At 46.6% G+C, this 22,358-nt stretch carries 20 protein-coding genes; 8 read left to right on the forward strand and 12 right to left on the reverse strand.

The window, feature by feature from the left end; genetic code table 11:
* Positions 1-169: 169 nt before the first annotated feature.
* Genes LU351_RS15440 through LU351_RS15450 form a run of 3 tightly spaced genes read left to right on the forward strand, consistent with a single transcriptional unit; the run spans position 170 to position 2,667 of the window.
* Positions 170-1,627 (forward strand): hypothetical protein, encoded by a 1,458-nt coding sequence (locus LU351_RS15440; RefSeq protein ID WP_232594988.1) that lies wholly within the window; start codon positions 170-172, stop codon positions 1,625-1,627.
* Positions 1,628-1,666: 39 nt separating this feature from the next.
* A complete protein-coding gene (locus tag LU351_RS15445) occupies positions 1,667-1,966 on the forward strand; it encodes an EscU/YscU/HrcU family type III secretion system export apparatus switch protein (RefSeq protein WP_232594989.1) in 300 nt (99 codons plus the stop codon).
* Positions 1,967-2,007: 41 nt separating this feature from the next.
* Complete coding sequence (locus LU351_RS15450; protein WP_232594990.1) at positions 2,008-2,667, forward strand: MOSC domain-containing protein; 660 nt, start codon at positions 2,008-2,010, stop codon at positions 2,665-2,667.
* 82 nt (positions 2,668-2,749) lie between these two features.
* Here LU351_RS15450 and LU351_RS15455 read toward each other — a convergent pair whose 3' ends face one another.
* A complete protein-coding gene (locus tag LU351_RS15455; RefSeq protein WP_232594991.1) occupies positions 2,750-3,802 on the reverse strand; it encodes a hypothetical protein in 1,053 nt (350 codons plus the stop codon).
* Positions 3,803-4,109: 307 nt separating this feature from the next.
* Here LU351_RS15455 and LU351_RS15460 point away from each other — a divergent pair, with 307 nt between their 5' ends.
* A complete protein-coding gene (locus LU351_RS15460) occupies positions 4,110-4,940 on the forward strand; it encodes a mechanosensitive ion channel family protein (RefSeq protein WP_232594992.1) in 831 nt (276 codons plus the stop codon).
* A 21-nt stretch (positions 4,941-4,961) separates the two neighbouring features.
* Here LU351_RS15460 and LU351_RS15465 read toward each other — a convergent pair whose 3' ends face one another.
* The 6 genes from LU351_RS15465 to LU351_RS15490 form a co-directional block, all read right to left on the reverse strand.
* Complete coding sequence (locus LU351_RS15465) at positions 4,962-6,185, reverse strand: cupin domain-containing protein (RefSeq protein ID WP_232594993.1); 1,224 nt, start codon at positions 6,183-6,185, stop codon at positions 4,962-4,964.
* Between the two features lie 126 nt (positions 6,186-6,311).
* On the reverse strand, positions 6,312-7,697 hold the full coding sequence (gene purB / locus LU351_RS15470; protein ID WP_232594994.1) for an adenylosuccinate lyase: 1,386 nt from the start codon (positions 7,695-7,697) through the stop codon (positions 6,312-6,314).
* Between the two features lie 156 nt (positions 7,698-7,853).
* Positions 7,854-8,495: a high frequency lysogenization protein HflD gene (gene hflD, locus LU351_RS15475; protein WP_232594995.1), complete on the reverse strand. Its 642-nt coding sequence runs from the start codon at positions 8,493-8,495 to the stop codon at positions 7,854-7,856.
* Positions 8,495-9,655, reverse strand: a complete 1,161-nt coding sequence (mnmA, locus tag LU351_RS15480) for a tRNA 2-thiouridine(34) synthase MnmA (RefSeq protein WP_232594996.1) — start codon at positions 9,653-9,655, stop codon at positions 8,495-8,497. Before mnmA ends, hflD begins: the two co-directional genes overlap by 1 nt.
* 164 nt (positions 9,656-9,819) lie before the next feature.
* Positions 9,820-10,308, reverse strand: coding sequence for an NUDIX hydrolase (locus tag LU351_RS15485; RefSeq protein WP_232594997.1), 489 nt, complete (start codon positions 10,306-10,308; stop codon positions 9,820-9,822).
* Between the two features lie 9 nt (positions 10,309-10,317).
* Positions 10,318-11,079: an rRNA large subunit pseudouridine synthase E gene (locus tag LU351_RS15490; protein ID WP_232594998.1), complete on the reverse strand. Its 762-nt coding sequence runs from the start codon at positions 11,077-11,079 to the stop codon at positions 10,318-10,320.
* 341 nt (positions 11,080-11,420) lie between these two features.
* On the opposite strand from LU351_RS15490, the gene icd reads away from it, so the two are divergent.
* Positions 11,421-12,695, forward strand: coding sequence for an NADP-dependent isocitrate dehydrogenase (icd, locus tag LU351_RS15495; RefSeq protein WP_232594999.1), 1,275 nt, complete (start codon positions 11,421-11,423; stop codon positions 12,693-12,695).
* A gap of 64 nt (positions 12,696-12,759) precedes the next feature.
* Here the strand turns inward: icd and cspD are convergent, their stop codons facing one another.
* Positions 12,760-13,050: a cold shock domain-containing protein CspD gene (cspD, locus tag LU351_RS15500; RefSeq protein ID WP_269783489.1), complete on the reverse strand. Its 291-nt coding sequence runs from the start codon at positions 13,048-13,050 to the stop codon at positions 12,760-12,762.
* Between the two features lie 525 nt (positions 13,051-13,575).
* Between cspD and clpS the strand changes: the two genes are divergently transcribed.
* A complete protein-coding gene (gene clpS, locus LU351_RS15505; RefSeq protein WP_232595034.1) occupies positions 13,576-13,941 on the forward strand; it encodes an ATP-dependent Clp protease adapter ClpS in 366 nt (121 codons plus the stop codon).
* 35 nt (positions 13,942-13,976) lie between these two features.
* Complete coding sequence (clpA, locus tag LU351_RS15510; protein ID WP_232595000.1) at positions 13,977-16,250, forward strand: ATP-dependent Clp protease ATP-binding subunit ClpA; 2,274 nt, start codon at positions 13,977-13,979, stop codon at positions 16,248-16,250.
* Positions 16,251-16,460: 210 nt separating this feature from the next.
* Here the strand turns inward: clpA and infA are convergent, their stop codons facing one another.
* From infA to trxB, 4 genes are all read right to left on the reverse strand, one after another.
* Positions 16,461-16,679: a translation initiation factor IF-1 gene (infA, locus tag LU351_RS15515; protein WP_232595001.1), complete on the reverse strand. Its 219-nt coding sequence runs from the start codon at positions 16,677-16,679 to the stop codon at positions 16,461-16,463.
* 153 nt (positions 16,680-16,832) lie between these two features.
* Complete coding sequence (locus tag LU351_RS15520; RefSeq protein ID WP_416053964.1) at positions 16,833-17,537, reverse strand: arginyltransferase; 705 nt, start codon at positions 17,535-17,537, stop codon at positions 16,833-16,835.
* Between the two features lie 206 nt (positions 17,538-17,743).
* Positions 17,744-18,454, reverse strand: a complete 711-nt coding sequence (aat, locus tag LU351_RS15525; protein WP_232595002.1) for a leucyl/phenylalanyl-tRNA--protein transferase — start codon at positions 18,452-18,454, stop codon at positions 17,744-17,746.
* Positions 18,455-18,604: 150 nt separating this feature from the next.
* The gene (gene trxB, locus LU351_RS15530; RefSeq protein ID WP_232595003.1) at positions 18,605-19,555 is read right to left on the reverse strand and encodes a thioredoxin-disulfide reductase; all 951 of its coding nucleotides are present in this window, start codon (positions 19,553-19,555) and stop codon (positions 18,605-18,607) included.
* Between the two features lie 434 nt (positions 19,556-19,989).
* On the opposite strand from trxB, the gene LU351_RS15535 reads away from it, so the two are divergent.
* Positions 19,990-22,290 carry a DNA translocase FtsK gene (locus LU351_RS15535; protein WP_232595036.1) on the forward strand — a complete coding sequence of 767 codons (2,301 nt, stop codon included), beginning with the start codon at positions 19,990-19,992 and terminating at the stop codon, positions 22,288-22,290.
* Positions 22,291-22,358: the final 68 nt, after the last annotated feature.

Here is a 22,358-nt window from a genome sequence, read left to right on the forward strand (position 1 = left end):
ACGTTGACAGAGTCAACCGTTATGGCTCGTCCATAATTTATTCGGCAATACTTATTAAGCAATATTTATTGAGCGATATTTATTGAGCGATATTTATTGAGCAATAGTAGTAAAACACGGTTTCAGGACAGTATTAAAAAAGAGCATATAAGGAAAACATAGAGAACGTATGTCGATTCCTACTGATTTGCAACGAGTTATTCAAACCTTACCGCCAGACAGGAAGGCCCCTCAGCGCTCTGAAGGTCTCGGTGCGTCAGTGGGGCAAACCGATACGGGTGCGTCTAGTGCGCGCTCATCGACAACATCTCATGAGCGTATTGGCTCGCCTTCCAGCGCTACGCTGCCTCGCGCACCTACCGTTGCTACCGTTTTATCCAGTGTGCCACTTTCGCAATTAACGTTACCGGCAGGTGCAGAAGAGGTTGCAGCCTTTAAAGGGGCGACACTGGCTGTTTTGTTGGCGTTGCCCTCGAGCCAGAACCCGTTGATGGCTTCAGTTCCATCGGCATCCCAACAATGGGCGTTGACGAATCAGACACTCAACGTGGGGGCGCAAGTGGTGGTTGCGGCAAATGCAGATGGGCACTTGCGCCTGTTACCCATTAAAGCGGCCACGGTGTCCATTTTACAACATGCGTTGCAACAGAGTTTCCCCAAGCAGGGTTCAATCAGCGATGTATTTTCGCTCCTCAGTCATCTGCTGAAACCGGAAAACGCATCACTAATGAAATCGTTACCCGCCAATACGCCATCGTTAGCGACTCAGTTATTTCAGCAGCCGTCTTTGCAAAGCTCGCAAGGGGTTCGCTCGGCGTTGCTTAACAGTGGCGTCTTTGCAGAGCGCCAGTTGTTATCAACAATATTATCTCGTCAGTTATCCTCTCAACATTCTTCTACACAAGGGGAGGGTAACCGTTCGGTGGGTGGCGAAAAGCCACTGCATTTAGCCGATATGAAATGGCAGTTGAGTCAACTGAGCCAAGGGCTTTCTGCAGGGCTGCCGGCAGCAAAAGCAGGCGGTGTCGAGCCGACAATGCAATTGCCGTCGAACCCATCGGCTTGGCTAATGCTGTTATTGGGTCGTTTGAAGCATTCGGGGTCTCAAAGCCGTGACGGTGCTCGTGCGATACAAGAATTGCAAACCACATTAAAAAACGCGGTCGATCAGGCGTTGGCGAAAATTCAATTAAATCAGCAACTGGGGCTCAGCGAGCACCTTATTCCCCATGAGCAGCGTTTATCGCCCCACATCCCTATTGAGCTGCCACTGCCCTGGGGGAATGAAACGCAAACCTTGAGGGTTCGTTGGTATGGTGAAGAAGACGCCACACCTGAGCGCCGCGCTAAAACGGGCAAGCACAAACAATGGCGATTAATGTTGGATTTTAATTTGGACGAGCAGGGCACGTTATACGCGGAAGTGATTGCGGTGGAAGAACATATTTCCACCAAATTTTGGTCTGAAAAGCCACCGTTGTTGGATAAAGTGAGACAGTGTGCAGAAGGGTTGAAGCAGGGGCTTTGGTCAGAGGGTGTCGTTGTGGATCATATTGCTTATTTATCGGGTAAACCGCCTGATACGGATATGGGCCTTGGCTATTCTATTATTGATGTAAAAACGTAAATAAACGCCACTTTGAATGACTGAGTATGATGACTGAGTATGATGACTGAAAACACCTCTCCCATTTTACCCACGGTTGATGAACTAAAAAAAGCCGTTGCGTTATTTTATGATGGCAGCTCTGCGCCTACGGTAACCGCAAAAGGTATTGGTGATGCAGCTCAAGAAATCATGGATATTGCCGCAGAACACAACATTCCACTTTGCGATAACCCGGCGCTAATTGATTTATTACTGGAGTTGGAATTGGGGGAAGAAATTCCTGAATCGTTGTACATTGCCGTTGCTCATATCATTGCACTGGCCTATCAATTAGGCGGGAAAGAACCGGCCTTATGATCTCGCGCCTTTTATTTCCTTAAATATTGTAAAAAATAAACATGAAAATAATCTCCATTAATCAATCACGTGTTCAATCTGTTGAATACAACGGTGAAAAAATTCAAACCGGTATTTTTAAACGACCCACTAATGAGGATGTTTTTATTTCGGTTTCAGGTTTAAGTGGCGATGCGCAGGCAGACTTGATTAATCATGGTGGGGCCGACAAAGCGGTTTATGGTTTTTCAAACAGCGAATATGCTTATTGGCGTGAGGCGTTAAATCTACCTTCGCTTTCTTCGGGCGCGTTTGGTGAAAATCTCACAATTGAAAATTTGGATGAATATGCGACTTACATCGGTGAGCGTTTTCAAGTTGGAGAATGCATTCTGGAAGTGTCTCAGCCGCGCGTGCCGTGTTTTAAATTGGGTATTGCCTTAGAAAATGTTCAGGCACCTAAACGTTTTACTCAACGGTATCGAACCGGTGTTTATTTTAGAGTGGTTCAAGAGGGAGCGGTGACGCTTGGTGACAGAATGGAGAAACTTTCTAGCCCTGAAGTGCTCGTCAGTGTTGGAGAATTATTTCAAGCTTATTTTGACAAGAAATATGAGAGAAGTTTATATGTGCTCACCTCTGCGAGCCATCTTCGTGCGTTATCTGAAGAGTGGCGGCAAAAAATCGAATTGAGACTCATGTCCTCCATTAAAGAAAATTAAGGGCCTGTTAATACTAATTTTAACGGAGTTAGCGTTAACAGGCCCTAGAAAACAGAAAGCTTGGCTTTGAGTATATTAGCTTCTATGGGTTTAAAGGTACGGTGACTTCTTGCCCTTCCAAACTTATTCCATAATTATTGAATAAATCCGTCTCTATCGAGATGTTTTCCGCTTGAATACGCCCACCGTAGGCATTAAAACGAGATGGCCTAAACTCAGGGTAATTTTCACCGATGTTCAAGTAGGTAGTACGGCCATTATCAAGGGCTGTAATAGTGGCGCCATAAAGGTTAATTTCACTGGCTTGAATGTTGAACAGGTAGACATCGGTAATAATGTCATTATAGATGTCAATCACACCTCCTCGAAGGTTGAGATGAGTACACACGAAGCTGCAGTTGGCCCCTCCGGAAGAAATATTTATTTTGTTGACTTTAAGTTGTAATCCTTCAATCGTGCCGCCTCCGGCTGACACTTCACCAGAAAATATTATGTTGTTATCACTAATGAGTGATAGGTAGTTTTGTACGTTAAGTACGGCACCACCGGATAAGTAAAATTGGTTGTTACCGAGATTGGTACTCCAAGAGTTAATATCAACGGTTGTGCCACCTTTAACATAGACTCCGGTATTGCGTATGATGCCTCCTTCTTCAGGCCAATAGGGGCCACTAACGTTAAAAGCATTAATATTATTGTTTATTTCAATAATGGCGTCAGCCACGTTGTTAAACCGAATATTTCCAGAGAGCGTTAAAGGGGTGTGAATGTAAGTGTTTCCAACACTTTCAAAATTGAGGTTGTTGGCGTACTCATTTTCTTTACCGCTGATCGTTAGTGTTTGGCTTAACGTAACCTTGGGGGCTTGGGAAGGCTCTGTGCTGGGGTCTATATCTTTTGCAACAATATCAATTGAAAAGTCAGTTTTGATGAAGCCTTCTAAAATAGCATCTTTGCTGACATAGATGATGACATTGTCATCGACATCGATATTCAGTTGATGCTGGGTTTGTGTTTCTGGGAGATAGATTTCAGTCACAGCCAATGATAACTGGCTTGATAGTAGCAATGTAGAGAATGTCGCCAAAATGGTTGGAATCTTTTTATTAAAGATGGTGTTTGAGAGTGATTTCATATTTTAACATTCCTATTGTTTTTATTGTGTCATTGTTAAATAGAGGGAAGGCCTGCAGTTTTTATCTTCAATATCTGCAGATTTTTGAGGGTAAAATGAATTCTGGTTTTTCGTCTTGACTATTTGTGACATCTCTCAATGAGTACTAAATTTTCTGGCGTCAATAAAGTCCATGCCGGGTTTGGGTGATGCCCAGTAGGCAAATTATGAACTATCCTTCCGGGTAGGAACGTCGTGTTCTGTTGAAATACAATAATTTTTATTTGAGAGTAAAGTGTCTTTGCTGAAACCATAATGGATGAGACTAATGCAAGAATTTATTAATAACTTAGATATTAATCAATATCTGCCCAGTGCCATTGCTTGGGCTACGAATATTCTCTTGGCTATTGTCATTTTATTGATTGGCCTATGGATTGCAGGTCGTGTTGATAAGCTGGTTCGTAATTTGGGTGAAAAATACGATAAATTAGACAGTACTTTATTTCGATTTTTAGGCAGTGTGGCGCGCTATACCGTAATGGCGTTTGTCGGTATTGCCGTGCTAAATCGCTTTGGGGTGCAAACAGCGTCTATCGTGGCATTGTTAGGTGCGGCCGGGTTGGCGATTGGCTTGGCGTTGCAAGGGGCTATGTCGAATTTGGCGGCAGGAGTGATGCTATTGATTTTTCGTCCTTATAAAGTGGGGGACTTTATTGATTCCGCAGGTCGTTTTGGAAAAGTAACAGAAATTGATATGTTTACTACAATTTTGCAAACGTTTGATAATCAACAAGTGATTATTCCCAATAGCCAGATTTGGGGGCAGCAAATCATCAATCACTCCCACTATGAAGTTCGGGGTGTGGATATGCATTTTGGGATTGCTTACGGGGAAAATATTGATGCGGCTAGAGCGGTGATTGATAAAATTTTGGAAAGCCACCCTCATGTGTTAAAAGATCCGGCGCCATTTGTTGAGGTTGAAACCTTAAATGAAAGCTCGGTGGATTTTTTGGTGCGACCTTTTTGTCAGGGCGTTCATTATTTTGACATTTTATATTCCGTGCCTGAGCAGATTAAAAAAGCCTTAGACGAGGCTGGTATTGAAATTCCTTTTCCTCATCGTAAAGTTATTTTGGTCAACGAAGCCAATTAATTGGCAGCTGCCTTTATGGTATTAGCTTTCCATTAAGGCGCCGGTGTTAAGTAACTGGCTAAGCACATGAAAGTCATCTCGGCTTAATCGCTCAGCATTGTTTTGGAGCTCAATAGAAAGCTGAGTGAAAGGGAGGTCACATAATAGCTGTGCTAAGACTTTGCTGCATGTGTAAGATTCGCCGTCGACAAATAATGACGCTAATCCAGCCGATGAAACTTGATCACTCGTTAACTCATCTTCAAGGTACGCAAAGCGTGCCGCCGTATTTTTCTCGAGGTTTCCATTTAAAATGAGCTCCAAGATATCCTGTTCTTGATAATCTTGAGTGATTTCAGGGGCGCCATATTTGGGGTGGGTCATTTCATACCCAAGCCACTGAGCAATGGCCTCAGGATTATTGATGAGCTTCAGCGCTAATTGTTGAATGCGTTGTACGTCTTCACTGGTTATTACGCCTGGGGTTTGCGTGGCTGGACGTTTGGCATCGGAGAAACGTTGCGATTCCGACAGTGAGGCTCCGATGTGATCACCTAGCCCGGCAAGAATTTCTTCTGCACTGGGCGCACGAAAGCCCACGGAGTAGGTGAGGCATTCACCTTCGGCAACGCCCCAGTGACCATATTGTGGTGGGACGTATAAGACATCGCCCGGTTCCACGAGCCATTCCTCATCAACCTGAAAGTCTTTCAGAATATGCAGGGGGGTATTGTCTACCTTGGGGGCATGTTCATCGTAAGTGGGGCCAATTTTCCAACGACGTTTGCCTTCTGCTTGAAGTAAAAATACATCGTATTGGTCGTAATGTGGGCCAACACTGCCACCATCGGCAGCGTAGCTGATCATCATGTCGTCTAGGCGCCAGCTAGGAATAAAATGAAACCGTTCCAGTAATTGGGCAATGTCAGAAGAGTAATGATCCACCGCTTGTACCAGCAGTGTCCAATGAGATTCGGGGAGTTGGGCGAAGATGGATTCTTCAAAAGGTCCGCAATGCAATGCCCAAGGGGTGCTTTTATTTTTCTCGGACCCCGTTTGTTTAAGGTTGCCTTTTTCAAGAATGATTCGAGATTCTATGTCTTCTTCCAGTGCTAGGCCCGCTAGTTCATTGGCTGTGATGAGTGGTTTAAAATCGGGAGATTGAAATTCAGGAAAGACGCCCCGTAATAAAACGGGTTTTTGTTGCCAGTAACTTTCTAAAAACTCATTAACCGTTAAATGGCCAAGTTGTTGCAAAATACTCATGATCCGTCTCTGAAGAAAGGGGGGGCTAGGTGATGCTTGAGAAGAAAAAAGGCAATTAAATCTACAAGATTAAGTCACGCTTAGCGTAAGTACGCTTACGCTAAGCGTGGATGAAATAGAAAATGCTCAGATGTTTTTCGCTTGTTCTACCGCATTGCCTATGTAATTCGCTGGTGTTAATTCACGCATGGTTTGTTTGGCTTCTTCTGGAATGTCCAGTGTCTCCACAAACGCTAAGATGGTGTCTTTCGAGATATCTTGTCCGCGCGTTAGGGCTTTTAATTTCTCGTACGCTTCAGGTACTTGGTAGCGACGCATAATGGTTTGAATCGGTTCGGCCAAGACTTCCCAGCTATTGTTTAGGTCTTCTTCAAGGCGTGGGGTATTAATTTCTAATTTACCTATTCCTTTTAATACGGAAGCGAGTGCGATGGCTGTGTACCCGAAGCCCACGCCCATATTACGTAAAACAGTAGAGTCGGTTAAATCACGCTGCCAACGAGAAATGGGTAATTTAGCGGCTAAATGCCCGAAGAGGGCATTGGCAATGCCTAAGTTGCCTTCTGAGTTTTCAAAATCAATCGGGTTGACTTTATGTGGCATGGTGGAGGAGCCGATTTCCCCGGCAACGGTTTTTTGTTTGAAATACCCTAATGAAATATAGCCCCAAATATCTCGGTCAAAATCAATCAAGATCGTATTAAAACGAGCCATCGCATCAAACAATTCTGCAATGTAATCGTGGGGTTCTATTTGTGTGGTGTAGGGGTTCCAAGTCAGGCCTAAGCTTTCCACAAATTGCTTGGCATTCGCAGCCCAGTCAGTAGAGGGGTAGGCAGACAGGTGTGCGTTATAGTTGCCCACGGCACCGTTAATTTTACCCAATAATTCTACGGCGTTAATCAGTTGTAATTGACGCTTTAATCGCGCCACTACGTTTGCCATTTCTTTTCCCACTGTGGTGGGGGAGGCCGTTTGGCCGTGGGTGCGAGAAAGCATCGGGATGTCAGCAAAGTTCTGAGCCAGTGTCGAAATCGCATCAACGGTGGCTTGCATTTGCTCAATGATCAGTTCGCGACCTTGTTTCAACATTAAGCCGTGAGACAAATTATTAATGTCTTCCGAGGTACAGGCAAAGTGAACAAATTCGCTGATGGCTTCTAATTCTTCATTACCGGCAAATTGCTCTTTAATAAAATACTCTACGGCTTTGACGTCATGGTTGGTGGTTTTTTCAATGTCTTTGATGCGTTGGGCTGAGGCTTCAGAAAAGTCGGAAACAATGCTATTGAGCAGGGTGTTGGTGCTGTCACTGAAAGGTGGAACCTCTTCAATGTCGGAATGTTGCGACAAAATTTGTAGCCAGCGAATTTCTACTTCCACTCGGCATTTAATTAAGCCATATTCGCTGAAAATGGAGCGCAATGTAGTGGTGTGGCGGCCATAGCGGCCGTCGATTGGAGACACGGCCGTTAAAGAAGAAAGTGGTAAAGTCGGTGCTGTGTCGTTCATGTAATAAGCCCTTTACTGATTAAAACCCTAAGAATGTGTGTTTTTAAAACGGTGTTATTGAACAAGCATTTATTAAACAAGCGTCTATTAAACAAGCGTCAATTAAACAAGCGTCAATTAAACAAGCCCCTATTAAACATTGTGTGAAGATTGCCATTAACGTGGAGTGCCATTTGATGCTTGATCGTAAAGTCGTTTCGTGGCGGATTCGATATGACGCTTGTTGACAATTAAATGAAAACGACTGCCGCCCACTTGACGCCATAGCATGGTAGCGCGAATGCCGGAGAACAAGAGAGCGCGAATTTGGTTGGCAATACGAGGTTGTTGCAAATAATTAAAGTCACCCAGTACCTGAATTCGGTAAGAAAAAGTACTGATGGTATCTGTGTACACCGTCGCTAAATTACCGATGATGTTTTCATGGGTGAGATCGAAATGTTGTCGTTGTTGTTCTGCCCGATCGAGGCGGTTGGCAATGATCGATAACATACTTGGATGTTTATGGAGTTTTTTTTGCAAATGCATCATGCCCAGCACATAGCGCATGGCGTGTGGATAGCTTTTGGCGCGACGCTGGGCGAAGGTTTCAATTAATGCTCTTAAACCCAATTCGACATGCTGAATTTGACCTGTATACACATCCAGAGTTTGCTGGGGGTTGGTCACAAATAGGCTTTCTAAGGAGTGTTCGATGAACATTTTTGGCGCGCTGCCTTGGCGAGCCAATTGCTCGACCAATGCCGCTGCTTGAAACATGCCGCCTAACGCGATGGCCTGCTGTTGCCATTTATTCATTAAAGGGCTTCCTTATTATCATCATGGTGATTGAGCCCTGCTTCGATGACGGCACCACCTAAGCAAATGTCTTTGTCATAAAAGACGACAGATTGTCCGGGTGTGATGGCTCGTTGAGGTTCATCAAAGTTAACACGAACGCGTCCATTGCTCAGTGGGATCAGTGTGGCGGCTTGATCAGGTTGGCGATAGCGTGTTTTCGCCATGACACGTAAACCCCCTTGTGGGGTGGTGTGATGATGAGGATTGATCCAATGGCATTCATTGGCGATTAGATATTCTTTAAATAGCCTTGGGTGATTTTTCCCTTGCACCACCAATAATTCATTACGTTTTAAGTCTTTTTCGGCCACAAACCAAGGCTCTTCAGAGGCGCCTTTCACTCCCCCAATGCCTAAGCCTTGGCGTTGACCAATGGTGTGGTACATCAAGCCGGCATGTTCGCCGATGACGTTACCGTCTTCGGTGACAATAGAGCCCGGTTGGGCAGGAAGATATTGTTCTAAAAAGTCTTTAAAACGGCGTTCACCAATAAAGCAAATCCCGGTGCTGTCTTTTTTGTTGTGCGTGATTAAATCGTGTTCTTCGGCAATGGCGCGCACAACGGGCTTGTCCAGGTCGCCTACGGGGAAGAGTGATTTGCGAAATTCCTCTTCACCCACTGCATGCAAGAAATAGCTTTGGTCTTTGTTGTTATCGAGGCCTTTGGCTAGGTAGGTGTGTCCGCTGTCATCTACGCGACGTACGTAGTGACCGGTGGCGATACGCTCAGCACCAAGCACTTCGGCGTATTCTAAGAAGACTTTAAATTTAATTTCTCGGTTGCAAAGTATGTCTGGGTTAGGAGTGCGGCCGGCTTTGTATTCTTTTAGAAAATGTTCGAACACATTATCCCAATATTCAGCGGCAAAATTAGCCGTATGCAGTTTTATGCCTAGCTTATCGCAGACGGCTTGTGCATCGGCTAAATCGGTTTTGGCGGTGCAGTATTCGGTGCCATCGTCTTCATCCCAATTTTTCATGAACAGCCCTTCAACGGTATAGCCTAATCGTTGAAGTAATAGGGCAGACACAGAAGAGTCGACCCCGCCGGACATCCCGACAATAACTTTTACTCCTTCATTTTCGGGCTTAGGAGTAAAAGAGGAAAAATCAGTCATGGTTCGGTTCCTGTTCAATCATGCCCAGTGAACGAATGATGTCAATCGAACGTAGGCTTTGGTCACGCCTTTTGCTTATTTAAAGATCGGCCTGGCTAAATGTTAGTTGGGTTGGCGCTACTTTGATCGCTATGCCGGTCTCAATGGATTAAAAGGAGGCGATTCTACTTGGGTTCGGCAACGATCGCCAAGGGGTAAAGTGCGCCTTGTTGGTGGCGCTCAATATCTTCCAGTACCAGCGGGCTGCGAAGCTGCGTGACGTGAGCGCGTACGTCGTCTAAGGAATACCATTGTGCAGAGAGAATGCCTTCATCAAGGGGGAGTTCTGGTTTAAATGCTACCGGGCGGGCAACGAAGGTGTGCCGTACATAGGTGACTCCGTTGGGAGCATTGTAGAGAGAAACGCCAATGAAATGGGTTAATTCAACTTGCCAGCCGGTTTCTTCCAGTGTTTCGCGAGTGGCGGCGTTTTGTAGGCTTTCATTGGCTTCCAGGTGGCCAGCAGGTTGGTTAATCACAAACTCGGCAGTGTTTGGCGAGGGGGCCTCTTTATTGCGCTCTTTTACTAATAAATATTTTCCGTCGTTGAACACCACCGTTGCCACTGTGACGTGTGGAAGGAAGGTTCGATGATCGGATACAGGGTTTTTCATGGGGTGATCCTAACGGGAACGTTTGTGTCGTGTTGTCCCGACTTTTTTGGTAGTACGGGCACTATTGGTAGTACGGGCATTTTTGGTAGTACGTACATTTTTGGTAGTACGTACATTTTTGGTAGTACGTACATTTTTGGTTGTATGGACATTGGAACGGCGGCTCTTGGTTTTGGATGGGCCGGGCGCAACAGTGGATTGCTGTTTTAAGTGGGGGAAATGCTCAGCCATATTCACTTCTACTGTACAAGAGTCACCAGGTTGAAGTTGACCTAATGACCATGGGCCAATTTGATGGCGAATCAAGCGCAGGGTGGGGAAGCCCACAGCAGCAGTCATTCTTCTGACTTGACGGTTACGACCTTCGGTAATGGTGATGGCGATCCATGAAGTGGGTATGTTTTTGCGAAACCGTACCGGAGGCGTTCGTGGCCAAACGGAAGGGGCATCTATTCGCTGAGCTTTAGCCGGTAGAGTGGGGCCGTCTTTTAACTCAAGGCCGTGTTGCAGTTGGTTTAATGCTGCTTCGGTGATGTCGCCATCTACTTGCACCCAGTACGTTTTGGGGAGTTTATGGGAGGGGTGTGTGATTGCATGTTGTAAGCGGCCATTATCGGTCAGCAGCAAGAGGCCTTCGGAATCTCTGTCTAATCTCCCAGCGGGGTAAACGTTTGGCACGTTAATAAAGTCTTTTAATGTTTTCCGTTGCTCACCGTCTGTAAATTGCGTGAGTACATCAAACGGTTTATTCAGCAAAATCAGTTTTGCCACTGAGTCTCCTCGTTTAAAAGAAATCGTAGTATTAATAAAAGCAAATGGGAGGGCGCCCATTGTTAATCAAAGTGGTAAGGATGCTAACATTCCAACGCTCAGTGTTCAGTCTTTGCATTACTCAATCTTTGAATTCCCCATTCGAAAAAAATCTATTAAATAACTTGCCGCTGAAATCCTTGTCTTGGCGTTCTAAAGAGTTGTGACAGACTCGTTACTCGGCTATTTTTCAGTAAGTATTCATAAGGATCATAAATAGCCATTATTAATAACAGCCTTTAATAAATAAGGTGTTCATAAAAGCCATCTAACTACAGCATAACTACAACAAGAGAGGTCCTATGGTTTACCAACATATTTCTGTGCCTTCAGAGGGCGCAAAGATTACGGTGCAGCATAATGGGAGTCGCCCCATCCTTGATGTACCAGATTGTCCCATTATTCCCTTTATTGAAGGGGACGGTATTGGTGTGGATATTACACCGGTGATGCGTAAAGTTGTCGATGTTGCGGTAAAGCAAGCTTACGGTGGTAAGCGAAAAATTGCCTGGATGGAAGTCTTTTGTGGAGAGAAAGCGGCGCAGTTATACGATGGAGAGTGGTTTCCCAGTGAGACGCTAGAAGCCATTAAAGAACATTTAGTGGCCATAAAAGGGCCGTTAACCACTCCAGTGGGAGGTGGGTTTCGCTCTTTGAATGTGGCCTTACGTCAGGAATTGGATTTGTACGTATGTCAGCGCCCTGTGCGATGGTTTCATGGTGTTCCTTCTCCGGTAAAGCATCCTGAAAATGTGAATATGGTGATTTTTCGAGAAAACTCAGAAGACATTTATGCGGGCATTGAATGGAAAGCCGGCAGTGAAGAGGCCCGAAAGTTAGTCCAGTTTATGCAAAAAGAACTGGGGGTCACTAAAATTCGATGGCCAGACGCTACCGGTGTGGGTATTAAGCCGGTGTCTGAGGAGGGCTCAAAGCGTTTAATTCGTAAAGCCATCCTGTATGCCATTGAGCACAATATGCCTTCTGTAACCATGGTCCATAAAGGCAATATCATGAAGTTCACTGAAGGCGCCTTCAGAGATTGGGGATATGAATTAGCCCAGCAAGAGTTCGACGCCCAACTTTATGAAGGTGGGCCTTGGGTGGTTATCAAAAACCCAAAAACCGGAGGAGACATCATCATCAAAGATGTTATTGCCGATGCGATGTTGCAACAGGTTCTATTGCGACCCTCTGATTACAGTGTAATTGCCACATTGAATCTCAATGGTGACTACTTGTCTGACGCCCTTGCGGCGCAAGTTGGCGGTATTGGTATTGCGCCTGGTGCGAATTTGTCGGACTCCATTGCTATTTTTGAGGCCACCCATGGCACCGCACCTAAGTACGCGGGTCAAGACAAAGTGAATCCGGGCAGTTTATTGTTATCAGCAACGATGATGCTGGATCACATGGGCTGGGGAGAGGCTTCGGAATTGATTGTCCAAGGTATGGAAGCGGCCATAGGTAGAAAGACCGTCACCTATGATTTTGCACGGTTAATGAATGCAGCCGAAGAGGTGCCCAGTTCACGATTTGGCGAGTGCATTATTCAAGCTATGCAGCAGGTGGCTTAGCCCATATTGGGTAACGCGCAAGCGCCATAGCGCTTGCGCTTTGGGTATCAATAATTTGGGATCACTAATGATGGGTTTGCATGGCGTGTGGCTCTAGTGGTGTAGCATGAAGGCCACTTTTTTGAAAATCATTGTGTTGCCCCAAAGCATCCACAAGGGGTTTGATGTGTACGGCATGGCGCCCTTTGTTTCCATCGACAACATCAAAAGTCACAGGCTGACCTGCCTTGAGTGTTTTATAGCCCTCCATTTCAATGACGGAATAGTGGGCAAATAAATCACCACCACCGCCTTCAGGAAGAATAAAACCGTAACCTTTTGCGTTGTTAAACCACTTTACAGTACCAGTTGGCATGATGCTATTTCCTTCTTTTTGTTGGCCCAACCCATAGATTAATGAGGGGAGGGTGACGTCGTTATTATTGTTAGAAGTCGATTTATTCTTATAAAAAGGAGTTATATTTTTTGGCTTGGGTTAAATATCTATATAGATTATGGGTAACGATCCCTGAGAGCAGATTATTGAATATCGGCGTAATACCAAATAGTGAGTCTGTGTTACTTAACTTCTCAATTTCTGACCGCTGAACTTTCAAACATTAACATTATTACTGTCGAGAGATATTTTGGTATTAATCCTACGTTGAGGCCACTGACTGCTCATTTTTGAATGTCACCATCTTATTATTCTAATTTTTCTGGTTTTTTACTGATTTGTTTGTTGAATTCTTACAAATAAGGATCCATCAATAGCTTTATACTCGTACGAACGTTAAGTCGTTGTCAAGCCGTTGGGCCCGGCGCGAGATATTGCGTTGCAATATGGGGTAGAATGCCCGAAAAGGTAACGATACAGCGCATTAAAGGGTTTTGCGAGACTATGGGTAATTTCGATTATCATCGACTAACATTAAGTAGTGAAGACACTCACGACAGTAATGACAGTGGTTTGGCAGTTGCGGAAGAAAAGCCAAAACTCAAACGACCGTCGTTGTATAAAGTGGTAATGTTAAACGACGACTACACACCAATGGAATTTGTGGTTGATGTTTTGGAGCGTTTCTTTTCCATGCATCGTGAAAAAGCAACGCAAATTATGTTAACGGTACATACAGAGGGTCGAGCCGTGTGCGGGGTGTTCACGCGAGATGTGGCAGAAACTAAAGCCGCTCAAGTGAATCAATATGCTAGAGAAAATCAACATCCGCTGCTGTGCGAAATTGAAGCAGCTGGCGAGGATGAATAACCTGATCGTGAATTTGAAAGTTTGAGGTTGAATCAATGTTGAGCAAGGATTTGGAAGTGACCCTAAATCTGGCCTTCAAGGGAGCCCGGAGTAAACGCCATGAGTTTATGACGGTTGAACACCTCTTGTTGGCGTTAATTGATAATGAATCCGCAGCGGCGGTGTTGAAAGCCTGCGGTGCAGACCTCAACAGTTTGCGCAAAGAGTTGGTCGAGTTCGTGGACTCTACCACGCCATTAATTCCAGAAAATGACAGTGAGCGAGAAACTCAGCCTACTTTAGGTTTTCAGCGGGTTCTGCAACGGGCTGTCTTTCATGTGCAATCTTCCGGTAAAAAAGAAGTCACTGGTGCCAACGTGTTGGTGGCGATCTTCAGTGAACAGGAAAGCCAAGCTGTCTATTACCTTAAACAGCAAAGTATTGCTCGTATTGATGCCGTCAATTTTATCACCCACGGTATTTCCAAAGTGGCTGGGCAATCCGATCACAGTGTTGACTCTTCCCAAGAAAGCCAAGAAGAAGAAGGTCTAGGTACTGGTGAGTCCAGCTCTTCCAGCCCTCTAGAGTCGTTTGCCACGAATCTAAATGAAGAGGCCATGTTGGGCCGTATTGACCCTTTGGTTGGGCGTGACCAGGAGTTAGAGCGGGTCAGCCAGGTGTTGGCTCGTCGTCGAAAAAATAATCCGCTGTTGGTAGGTGAGTCTGGTGTTGGTAAAACCGCCATTGCAGAAGGCTTGGCTAAGCGCATCGTCGATGGTGATGTGCCCGATATCCTTCTCGACAGTGTTGTTTATTCGCTTGATTTAGGGTCGCTCTTGGCAGGTACAAAATACCGGGGCGATTTTGAGAAGCGCTTTAAAGGCCTCTTGGCGGAGCTGAAAAAGCAAGAAAAAGCCATTCTGTTTATCGATGAAATCCACACCATCATTGGTGCTGGTGCGGCATCTGGTGGCGTTATGGATGCCTCAAACCTACTGAAACCGTTATTGACGTCCGGTGAAATCCGTTGTGTAGGTTCCACCACGTTCCAAGAGTATCGCGGTATTTTCGATAAGGATCGGGCGCTCTCTCGTCGATTCCAGAAAATTGACGTGAATGAGCCGTCCGTCGATGACACTTACCATATTTTGCGAGGTTTAAAATCACGCTTCGAATCGCATCATGGTCTGAAATATACCGATGCTGCGCTTAAGGCCGCGTCTGAGTTGGCCTCGAAATACATCACTGAACGCTTTATGCCTGATAAAGCCATTGATGTGATTGATGAAGCGGGTGCCTATCAGCAGCTGCAGCCGACCACCAAGCGTAAGCGTCAAATTGGTGTGGGAGATATCGAGAAGATTGTTGCTAAAATCGCTCGAATTCCTCCCAAAAGCGTGTCTGCCTCAGACAAAGAGCAGCTTCAGAAATTGGATGATCAATTGAAGTTGACCGTATTCGGTCAAAACGTGGCGATTGAAGCGCTAACCACCTCCATTAAGCTGTCGCGTGCCGGTTTGGGTTCGCCGGATAAGCCAGTAGGGTCGTTCCTCTTTGCCGGGCCAACGGGCGTAGGGAAAACTGAGTTGTGTCGTCAATTGGCTTCTTCCATGGGTATTGAGCTATTGCGCTTTGATATGTCTGAGTATATGGAGCGTCATACGGTTTCTCGCTTGATTGGTGCGCCTCCAGGTTATGTTGGTTTTGACCAGGGGGGGTTATTGACAGAAGCCGTCACCAAACACCCCCATTGCGTGGTGCTGTTGGATGAAATTGAAAAAGCTCATCCTGAAGTCTTCAACTTGCTGTTGCAGGTGATGGATCACGGCACACTGACTGACAATAATGGGCGTAAAGCGGACTTCCGGAATGTTATCTTGATCATGACCACCAATGCCGGTGCCGAAGACATGGGGCGTAACTCCTTTGGTTTCACCCAGCAAGATCACTCTACTGACGGTATGGAAGCCATTAAAAAGCTCTTTACCCCAGAATTTCGTAACCGCTTAGATTCCATCATTCAGTTTGGTGCCTTAAGCCTAGATGTAGTGAAAACCGTAGTGGATAAATTCTTGGTAGAACTGCAAGCTCAGCTTGATGACAAACGTGTGGTATTGCACGTTGAAGAGGAAGCACGATTGTGGCTGGCAACCAATGGTTATGATGAAAAAATGGGCGCCCGCCCGATGGCTCGTTTAATTAAAGAGAAGCTCAAAAAGCCATTGGCGGAGTTGGTGCTCTTTGGGGAGCTAAGCTCTGGTGGTGAGGTGCATGTTACCGTTGATGACGATGACTTGAGTATTGAGTTGGAAGTGGAGGAGGTGGCGTAAACGCCGCCTTTTCTTTCTGGTTGAGTTGTTAGCTGCAAAAACAGTGGCGTTAAAAAGCAGCAATGAGTCTTACTGGCCTTAGTGGGCAAAGTATTAGTGGACTAAGTGTTAGTGGGTTAAATGAAATGAATAGCAGAAACAAAAAAGCCCGCCTGTTGCATTCAGCAGGCGGGCTTTTTTGTGAGAATCGTTTACCTTTCGGCGTGCTGTTTAGCGTGCGCGATAAGTGATTCTGGCTTTGCTCAAGTCGTAAGGCGTCAGTTCTACTTTGACTTTATCGCCAGTTAGAATGCGAATGTAGTTTTTACGCATTTTCCCGGAAATGTGGGCAGTAACCATATGGCCGTTTTCCAACTTGACGCGGAAGGTCGTATTCGGGAGGGTGTCTACGACTTCGCCTTCCATTTCAATGTGGTCTTCTTTCGCCATTCAATGCATTCCTCAGTGTTTAATCGTCTTACGGTTGGGGCTTAAAAAATAGGCGTGAATTGTGCACTAAATGCCGTGCAGCGCCAAGGGTATATTGCGGCAAAACACGAAAAACTTTTGCTATTGGATGGTCATTAACCGAATTGAAGGAAATTATTGCGGATCTTCCGGCGCCCAAGTGCCTTCAATGTAGAGTTCTAAGGGTTGAAAGCGGGTTTTGTAATTCATTTTGATGCATTCGCGGATCCAGTACCCCAGATAGACAGAGTCCAAATCGAGGGCTTTGGCCTGTTCAATTTGGCAAAGAATGGCAAAGGTACCGAAACTGCGCTTGGGATAATCGGGGTCGTAAAAGGTGTATACCGCAGAGAGGCCATTATCCAGCACATCGATGACGGCGACAGAAACCAATTTATCGTTGAGCCTGAAGGTGATAAAACGAGTAACGCCCCATTCGCTGGTTAAAAATGAATCGTATTGCTTGCGAGAAGGCGGGTACATGTCGCCGTCTTGGTGGCGAGCGTTGATGTATTTTTCATAAAGCTCGAAATACTCCTCTGAATCAATGGAGTCCACAGTATCCACGGTGAGGTCGGCATTGCGTTTTAGGCATCGTCGTTGTTGTCGGTTCGGCTGAAATTGATGAACAGGGATTCGCGCTGGAATGCACTGGCGACAGGCCTTGCACTGTGGTTTATACAGGTGTTGGCCACTTCGGCGAAAGCCAATTTCAGACAACCGGCTGTAAACATCTTGATCAATGTGAGCTTGAGGGTCGACAAAAACCGTTGTCGCGATCCGGTCGGGAAGATAGCTGCAGTCGTGGGGGTGGGTGGCGAAAAGTCTCAGATTGGCCACGTTAATGCCTCTCTACGCGGTTATGTCTATGCTGCCATGGGTTGATCATGGTTGTCGTCATCAATGTTCTGTCTGTTGTTTCCGAGTAATACAGCGCTGCACTAAAGTAAGAATAGCCGAAAAGCATAGCGCAAGAGTGCCCGTAAAGTCATCGCCCGTCTTATGCTCAACGAATAGATGAAATTGGATTGTTTTTTAGCCAGATTCTAATCCTTATCCAGCTCCATTCTATCCAGCTTCACTTTGCCAGGCGTTATGCCTTTTTCGCGGTTGGCATACAACACGGATTCAAAATCTTCACGTGGTATTTCGATTGCGCCCATAGAAACCAAATGGTCTGTTTTGACTTGGCAATCCAGAAGAGAATAGCCGAGAGCATTTAAGCGTTCGCATAAAAAGACCAGTGCCACTTTTGAGGCATTGGCTTTCAGGCTAAACATGGATTCCCCAAAGAAAACTCGGTTGATGGTCATCCCGTAGAGCCCTCCTACCAATTCCCCCTCCTGCCAGCATTCGACGCTATGGGCATAGCCCTGATGATGAAGGTTGATAAAAGCCTCTGATAATTCTTCTGTGATCCAGGTGCCTTCGTGTTGTCGAGTATCACCACAGTGTTGAATCACTTGCTCGAACTGTTGATCAATGGTCACGGTAAACAGCCCTTTTCGCATCAGCTTCTTGAGGCTTTTGGAGGTGTGAACTTGATCAGGATAGAGAACGCAGCGGGGGCTAGGGCTCCACCACAATAAAGGTTCACCCTCACTGAACCAGGGAAAAATGCCGAGAGAGTAGGCGTGTACCAGTCGAGCGGGCGATAGATCACCACCGGCGGCCAGTAGGCCGTTAGGATCGTCGAGCGCTTGATGAGTGGGAGGGAAGTCGTCTTGATGTATATCGAGCCAAGGGATGTAACTCATAGAGGTTGGAACCGTCTCCGGCGTTTAACTGGTGAGAGTCTGTGCTTGTTTATAAATTGATGAGTCCATTCAAAGCGATGAATCCATAAAGGAGAGGCCGGGTGTTTGCCGACGCTCTTCTTTAGGCGATTATAAATTTACACGTTCAGATCATTCTTGATCGTCAAGAAACTTTTCGGCATCCAGCGCGGCTTGGCAACCTGCACCGGCAGAGGTAATGGCTTGACGATACACTTGGTCTGCCACGTCTCCTGCAGCAAACACTCCGGGTATACTGGTACTGGTGGCGAAGCCTTCGGTGCCGCTTTTTACGGTAATGTAGCCGTTTTCCATTGCCAGCTGACCTTCGAATAGCCCAGTGTTCGGTTTATGACCGATGGCGATAAAGACGCCGGCGACATCCAATTGCTTTTCTTCGCCGCTTTCTGTGCTCTTAACGCGCAATCCGTTCACGCCCTGATCATCACCGAGGACTTCCTCCAGGGTGTGATTCCATTCAAGTCGTATGTTGCCGGTTTCGGCTTTTTTGAAGAGCTTGTCTTGAAGAATTTTTTCCGCACGAAGCGTGTCACGGCGGTGGATCAAGGTGACTTCGCTACAGATATTGGAAAGGTAAAGGGCCTCTTCAACAGCGGTATTACCCCCGCCGACGACGGCGACTTTTTGATCGCGGTAGAAAAAGCCGTCGCAAGTAGCACAGGCGCTCACACCCTTACCGGCAAAGGCTTCTTCCGAAGGTAAGCCAAGGTATTGAGCTGAGGCGCCCGTGCAGATAATCAAGGCGTCACAAGAGTACTTGTTGGTGCCTTCGATAATGAAGGGGCGTTGTGAGAGATCGGCTTTTTCGATGTGGTCGAAAATCACTTCCGTATCGAAGCGCTCTGCATGGGCTTGCATTTGCATCATCAGGTCTGGGCCTTGCAATTCAGCAACACCGCCAGGCCAGTTCTCCACATCTGTGGTGGTGGTTAATTGCCCCCCTTGCTGCATGCCGGTAATCACCACGGGTTTTAAATTTGCCCGTGCAGCATAGATGGCTGCGGTATATCCGGCGGGGCCGGAGCCTAATATAATCAATGGGTGATGTTGATGTTCGCTCATTACCTCGAGATCCTTTAAAGAGACTTCAGTCTGTGTTAATTATAGAGATTTACAATCTAACTCTTTGTTTTCATTGGCTTTGTTTTCAGTCTTTGAGAACATCGATCAGAGGTTCGGCACGTTAACGAACGGTGCTTAGACTAAAAAGAGTGCGCAGGTCAAAAAGAGAAGGTTGATCAGTTTTCTCTGTAAATAATTGAATAGTATACAATTTTACAATGTTCAGGTGCGCAAACCCAGTGGGTAGCGACTCTGTGTAAAGTATAAAAGATAAGGTGGCGACGACTTGATGTTTTACAACTATCAAAGTGGCGCTTTTATAAGGTGATTTGCTCTTACAGTGCTTTGCTGTGAAGTGATGCCTTGGTTTCTTGGGGGAAGTTTTGTCAGATAGCCCAGCAGAGCAAGTGTCGGTACCAACGACCGGCAAACTTATGAAATATGTGCGTGAAGGGGCCCTTATTGGCTTCTCCGTGATGTGTCTTTACTTATTCATGTCGTTAATTTCCTATGACCCTCGTGACCCCGGTTGGTCCAGTACCGGCACGGGCTCTGTCATTCATAATTCAGGTGGTGCTGCCGGTGCTTGGCTGGCCGATGTGTTTTTCACAGGCTTTGGGTATCTCGCCTATTTCTTTCCAGTGCTGCTTGCCTTACGCGCGGTGAGTGTGTTTCTCGGACGCCATAATACACCTGAGGCGCCGACGTTTGATTGGGTTTTGATTGCGTTGAGGTTGGTGGGGTTCGTCTTGGTAATGGTCGCCGGTACTGGGTTGATCGCGTTGAAATATGGTGCTGAGGCAAGTGCGTTGCCGGCTTCGAATGGCGGTATTCTCGGGGCATCTGTTGCAGTGGCAATGGAAGGGGCGTTCTCTTATGTCGGCGGTACGTTGATTCTAACGGCATTATTTCTGTTTGGTATTACGGTCTTTACCGATCTTTCTTGGCTTGGGTTGATGGATGCCATTGGCGGGCGCGTGTTGGCATTAGGGCAGTGGTGGCAAGCGCGTAAAGCGCGTGCAGAGGCCGAAAAACAAGAGGACGCATTGGCTCAGTCGGCCATTGAAGAGCGCCAAACTCGTCGAGAAGCGCGCGAAAAACTCACACCTAAGCGAGAACCTCCAACCATCAAGGCATTGCCCGATAAGCCGAAACCGGTCAGTGAGCGAGCCCAAAAGGAAAAGCAAACGCGCTTATTTGATGAGACTCCGGTAACGGGCGAATTGCCACCCCTTAACTTGCTGGATCAGCCCTCAGGTAAGGAGAAGAAAGGATTCTCGCAAGAATCGTTAGAGGCCATGAGTCGACTGCTGGAGTTGAAGCTTCAGGATTTCGGCATCACGGTAGAGGTGGTTTCGGTGCTGCCTGGGCCTGTGGTCACTCGCTTTGAAATTCAACCCGCGCCGGGTGTCAAAGCCAGCCGTATTACCAACCTTGCTAAGGATTTGGCACGTTCACTGGCGGTCATCAGTGTGCGGGTGGTGGAAGTCATCCCCGGTAAATCAGTGATGGGCATTGAAATTCCCAACGAGCACCGGCAAATGGTGATGCTGAGTGAAGTGCTGTCCACACCTACCTACGATAAATCGAAATCTGCCTTAACCTTGGCCCTTGGTCATGATATTGGTGGCGAGCCTGTCATTGCTGATTTGGCCAAAATGCCCCATCTGTTGGTGGCAGGGACGACCGGATCAGGTAAATCCGTTGGCGTGAATGCCATGCTGCTGAGCTTGCTGTACAAATCCACGCCAGAAGAGGTTCGATTAATCCTCGTTGATCCAAAAATGTTGGAGTTGTCGGTATACGAAGGTATTCCACACCTATTAACCCCAGTTATTACAGACATGAACGATGCTGCCAACGGCTTGCGTTGGTGTGTGGGTGAGATGGAGCGCCGATACAAACTCATGGCGGCCTTGGGAGTACGAAACCTTACCGGTTACAACCGCAAGATTCGCGATGCGGAAAAGTCCGGTGAGCCTATTCAGGACCCGTTATGGGTGGCCAGTGAACACTACGAACCTGGAATGGAGGAAGCGCCCGCCCCGGAATTGACCACATTACCGGCCATTGTCGTGGTGATTGATGAATTCGCCGATATGATGATGATTGTGGGTAAGAAGGTGGAGCAGTTGATTGCTCGAATTGCCCAGAAGGCGCGAGCTGCGGGTATACATTTGATTTTGGCAACCCAGCGACCCTCGGTGGATGTGATTACGGGTTTGATCAAAGCGAACGTACCCACACGCATTGCGTTTCAGGTGTCTTCTAAAATTGACTCTCGAACCATCATCGACCAAGGCGGTGCCGAGCAATTGCTCGGCCATGGCGATATGCTGTACATGCCGCCGGGCAGCAGTGTGACTCAGCGTGTGCATGGTGCTTTTGTGGATGATCATGAAGTGCACGCCGTCGTTGCTGATTGGAAGCGTCGGGGTGAGCCGGATTATCTTGAAGAAATTACTGACGAAAGCGTTAACACCATTGCGGTACCTGGGCTGGCCACAGAAGGGGAAGAGGGCGACAACGATGAGTCTGACCCACTCTATGATGAGGCGGTGGAATTTGTCACTCAAAGTCGCAAAGCCTCAATTTCCTCGGTACAGCGTAAGCTGCGGGTAGGGTATAACCGAGCAGCACGACTGATTGAAACCATGGAGGCCGCTGGCGTTGTGAGTGCCATGGGGCACAATGGTAACCGTGAGGTGCTAGCGCCTCCGCCTCCAAAAGACTGATGTGACCTTGGTGTTAAACAGTTTGTAGAAGAAAAATTTTGTAGAAGAACATTTTTTGTAGAAGAACA

The organism is Marinibactrum halimedae (genome assembly GCF_021234875.1).
GTDB classification, from domain to species: domain Bacteria; phylum Pseudomonadota; class Gammaproteobacteria; order Pseudomonadales; family Cellvibrionaceae; genus Marinibactrum; species Marinibactrum halimedae.

Excerpts from the sequence above, each read along its gene's own strand:
- LU351_RS15455 (WP_232594991.1), bottom strand. The coding sequence starts at position 3,802 with ATGAAATCACTCTCAAACACCATCTTTAATAAAAAGATTCCAACCATT.
- LU351_RS15485 (WP_232594997.1), bottom strand. The coding sequence starts at position 10,308 with ATGAAAAACCCTGTATCCGATCATCGAACCTTCCTTCCACACGTCACA.
- trxB (WP_232595003.1), bottom strand. The coding sequence starts at position 19,555 with ATGAGCGAACATCAACATCACCCATTGATTATATTAGGCTCCGGCCCC.
- LU351_RS15460 (WP_232594992.1), top strand. The coding sequence starts at position 4,110 with ATGCAAGAATTTATTAATAACTTAGATATTAATCAATATCTGCCCAGT.
- icd (WP_232594999.1), top strand. The coding sequence starts at position 11,421 with ATGGTTTACCAACATATTTCTGTGCCTTCAGAGGGCGCAAAGATTACG.
- clpA (WP_232595000.1), top strand. The coding sequence starts at position 13,977 with ATGTTGAGCAAGGATTTGGAAGTGACCCTAAATCTGGCCTTCAAGGGA.
- infA (WP_232595001.1), bottom strand. The coding sequence starts at position 16,679 with ATGGCGAAAGAAGACCACATTGAAATGGAAGGCGAAGTCGTAGACACC.
- LU351_RS15445 (WP_232594989.1), top strand. The coding sequence starts at position 1,667 with ATGATGACTGAAAACACCTCTCCCATTTTACCCACGGTTGATGAACTA.
- aat (WP_232595002.1), bottom strand. The coding sequence starts at position 18,454 with ATGAGTTACATCCCTTGGCTCGATATACATCAAGACGACTTCCCTCCC.
- mnmA (WP_232594996.1), bottom strand. The coding sequence starts at position 9,655 with ATGACTGATTTTTCCTCTTTTACTCCTAAGCCCGAAAATGAAGGAGTA.
- LU351_RS15450 (WP_232594990.1), top strand. The coding sequence starts at position 2,008 with ATGAAAATAATCTCCATTAATCAATCACGTGTTCAATCTGTTGAATAC.
- LU351_RS15465 (WP_232594993.1), bottom strand. The coding sequence starts at position 6,185 with ATGAGTATTTTGCAACAACTTGGCCATTTAACGGTTAATGAGTTTTTA.
- LU351_RS15440 (WP_232594988.1), top strand. The coding sequence starts at position 170 with ATGTCGATTCCTACTGATTTGCAACGAGTTATTCAAACCTTACCGCCA.
- LU351_RS15535 (WP_232595036.1), top strand. The coding sequence starts at position 19,990 with ATGAAATATGTGCGTGAAGGGGCCCTTATTGGCTTCTCCGTGATGTGT.
- purB (WP_232594994.1), bottom strand. The coding sequence starts at position 7,697 with ATGAACGACACAGCACCGACTTTACCACTTTCTTCTTTAACGGCCGTG.
- clpS (WP_232595034.1), top strand. The coding sequence starts at position 13,576 with ATGGGTAATTTCGATTATCATCGACTAACATTAAGTAGTGAAGACACT.
- cspD (WP_269783489.1), bottom strand. The coding sequence starts at position 13,050 with ATGCCAACTGGTACTGTAAAGTGGTTTAACAACGCAAAAGGTTACGGT.
- hflD (WP_232594995.1), bottom strand. The coding sequence starts at position 8,495 with ATGAATAAATGGCAACAGCAGGCCATCGCGTTAGGCGGCATGTTTCAA.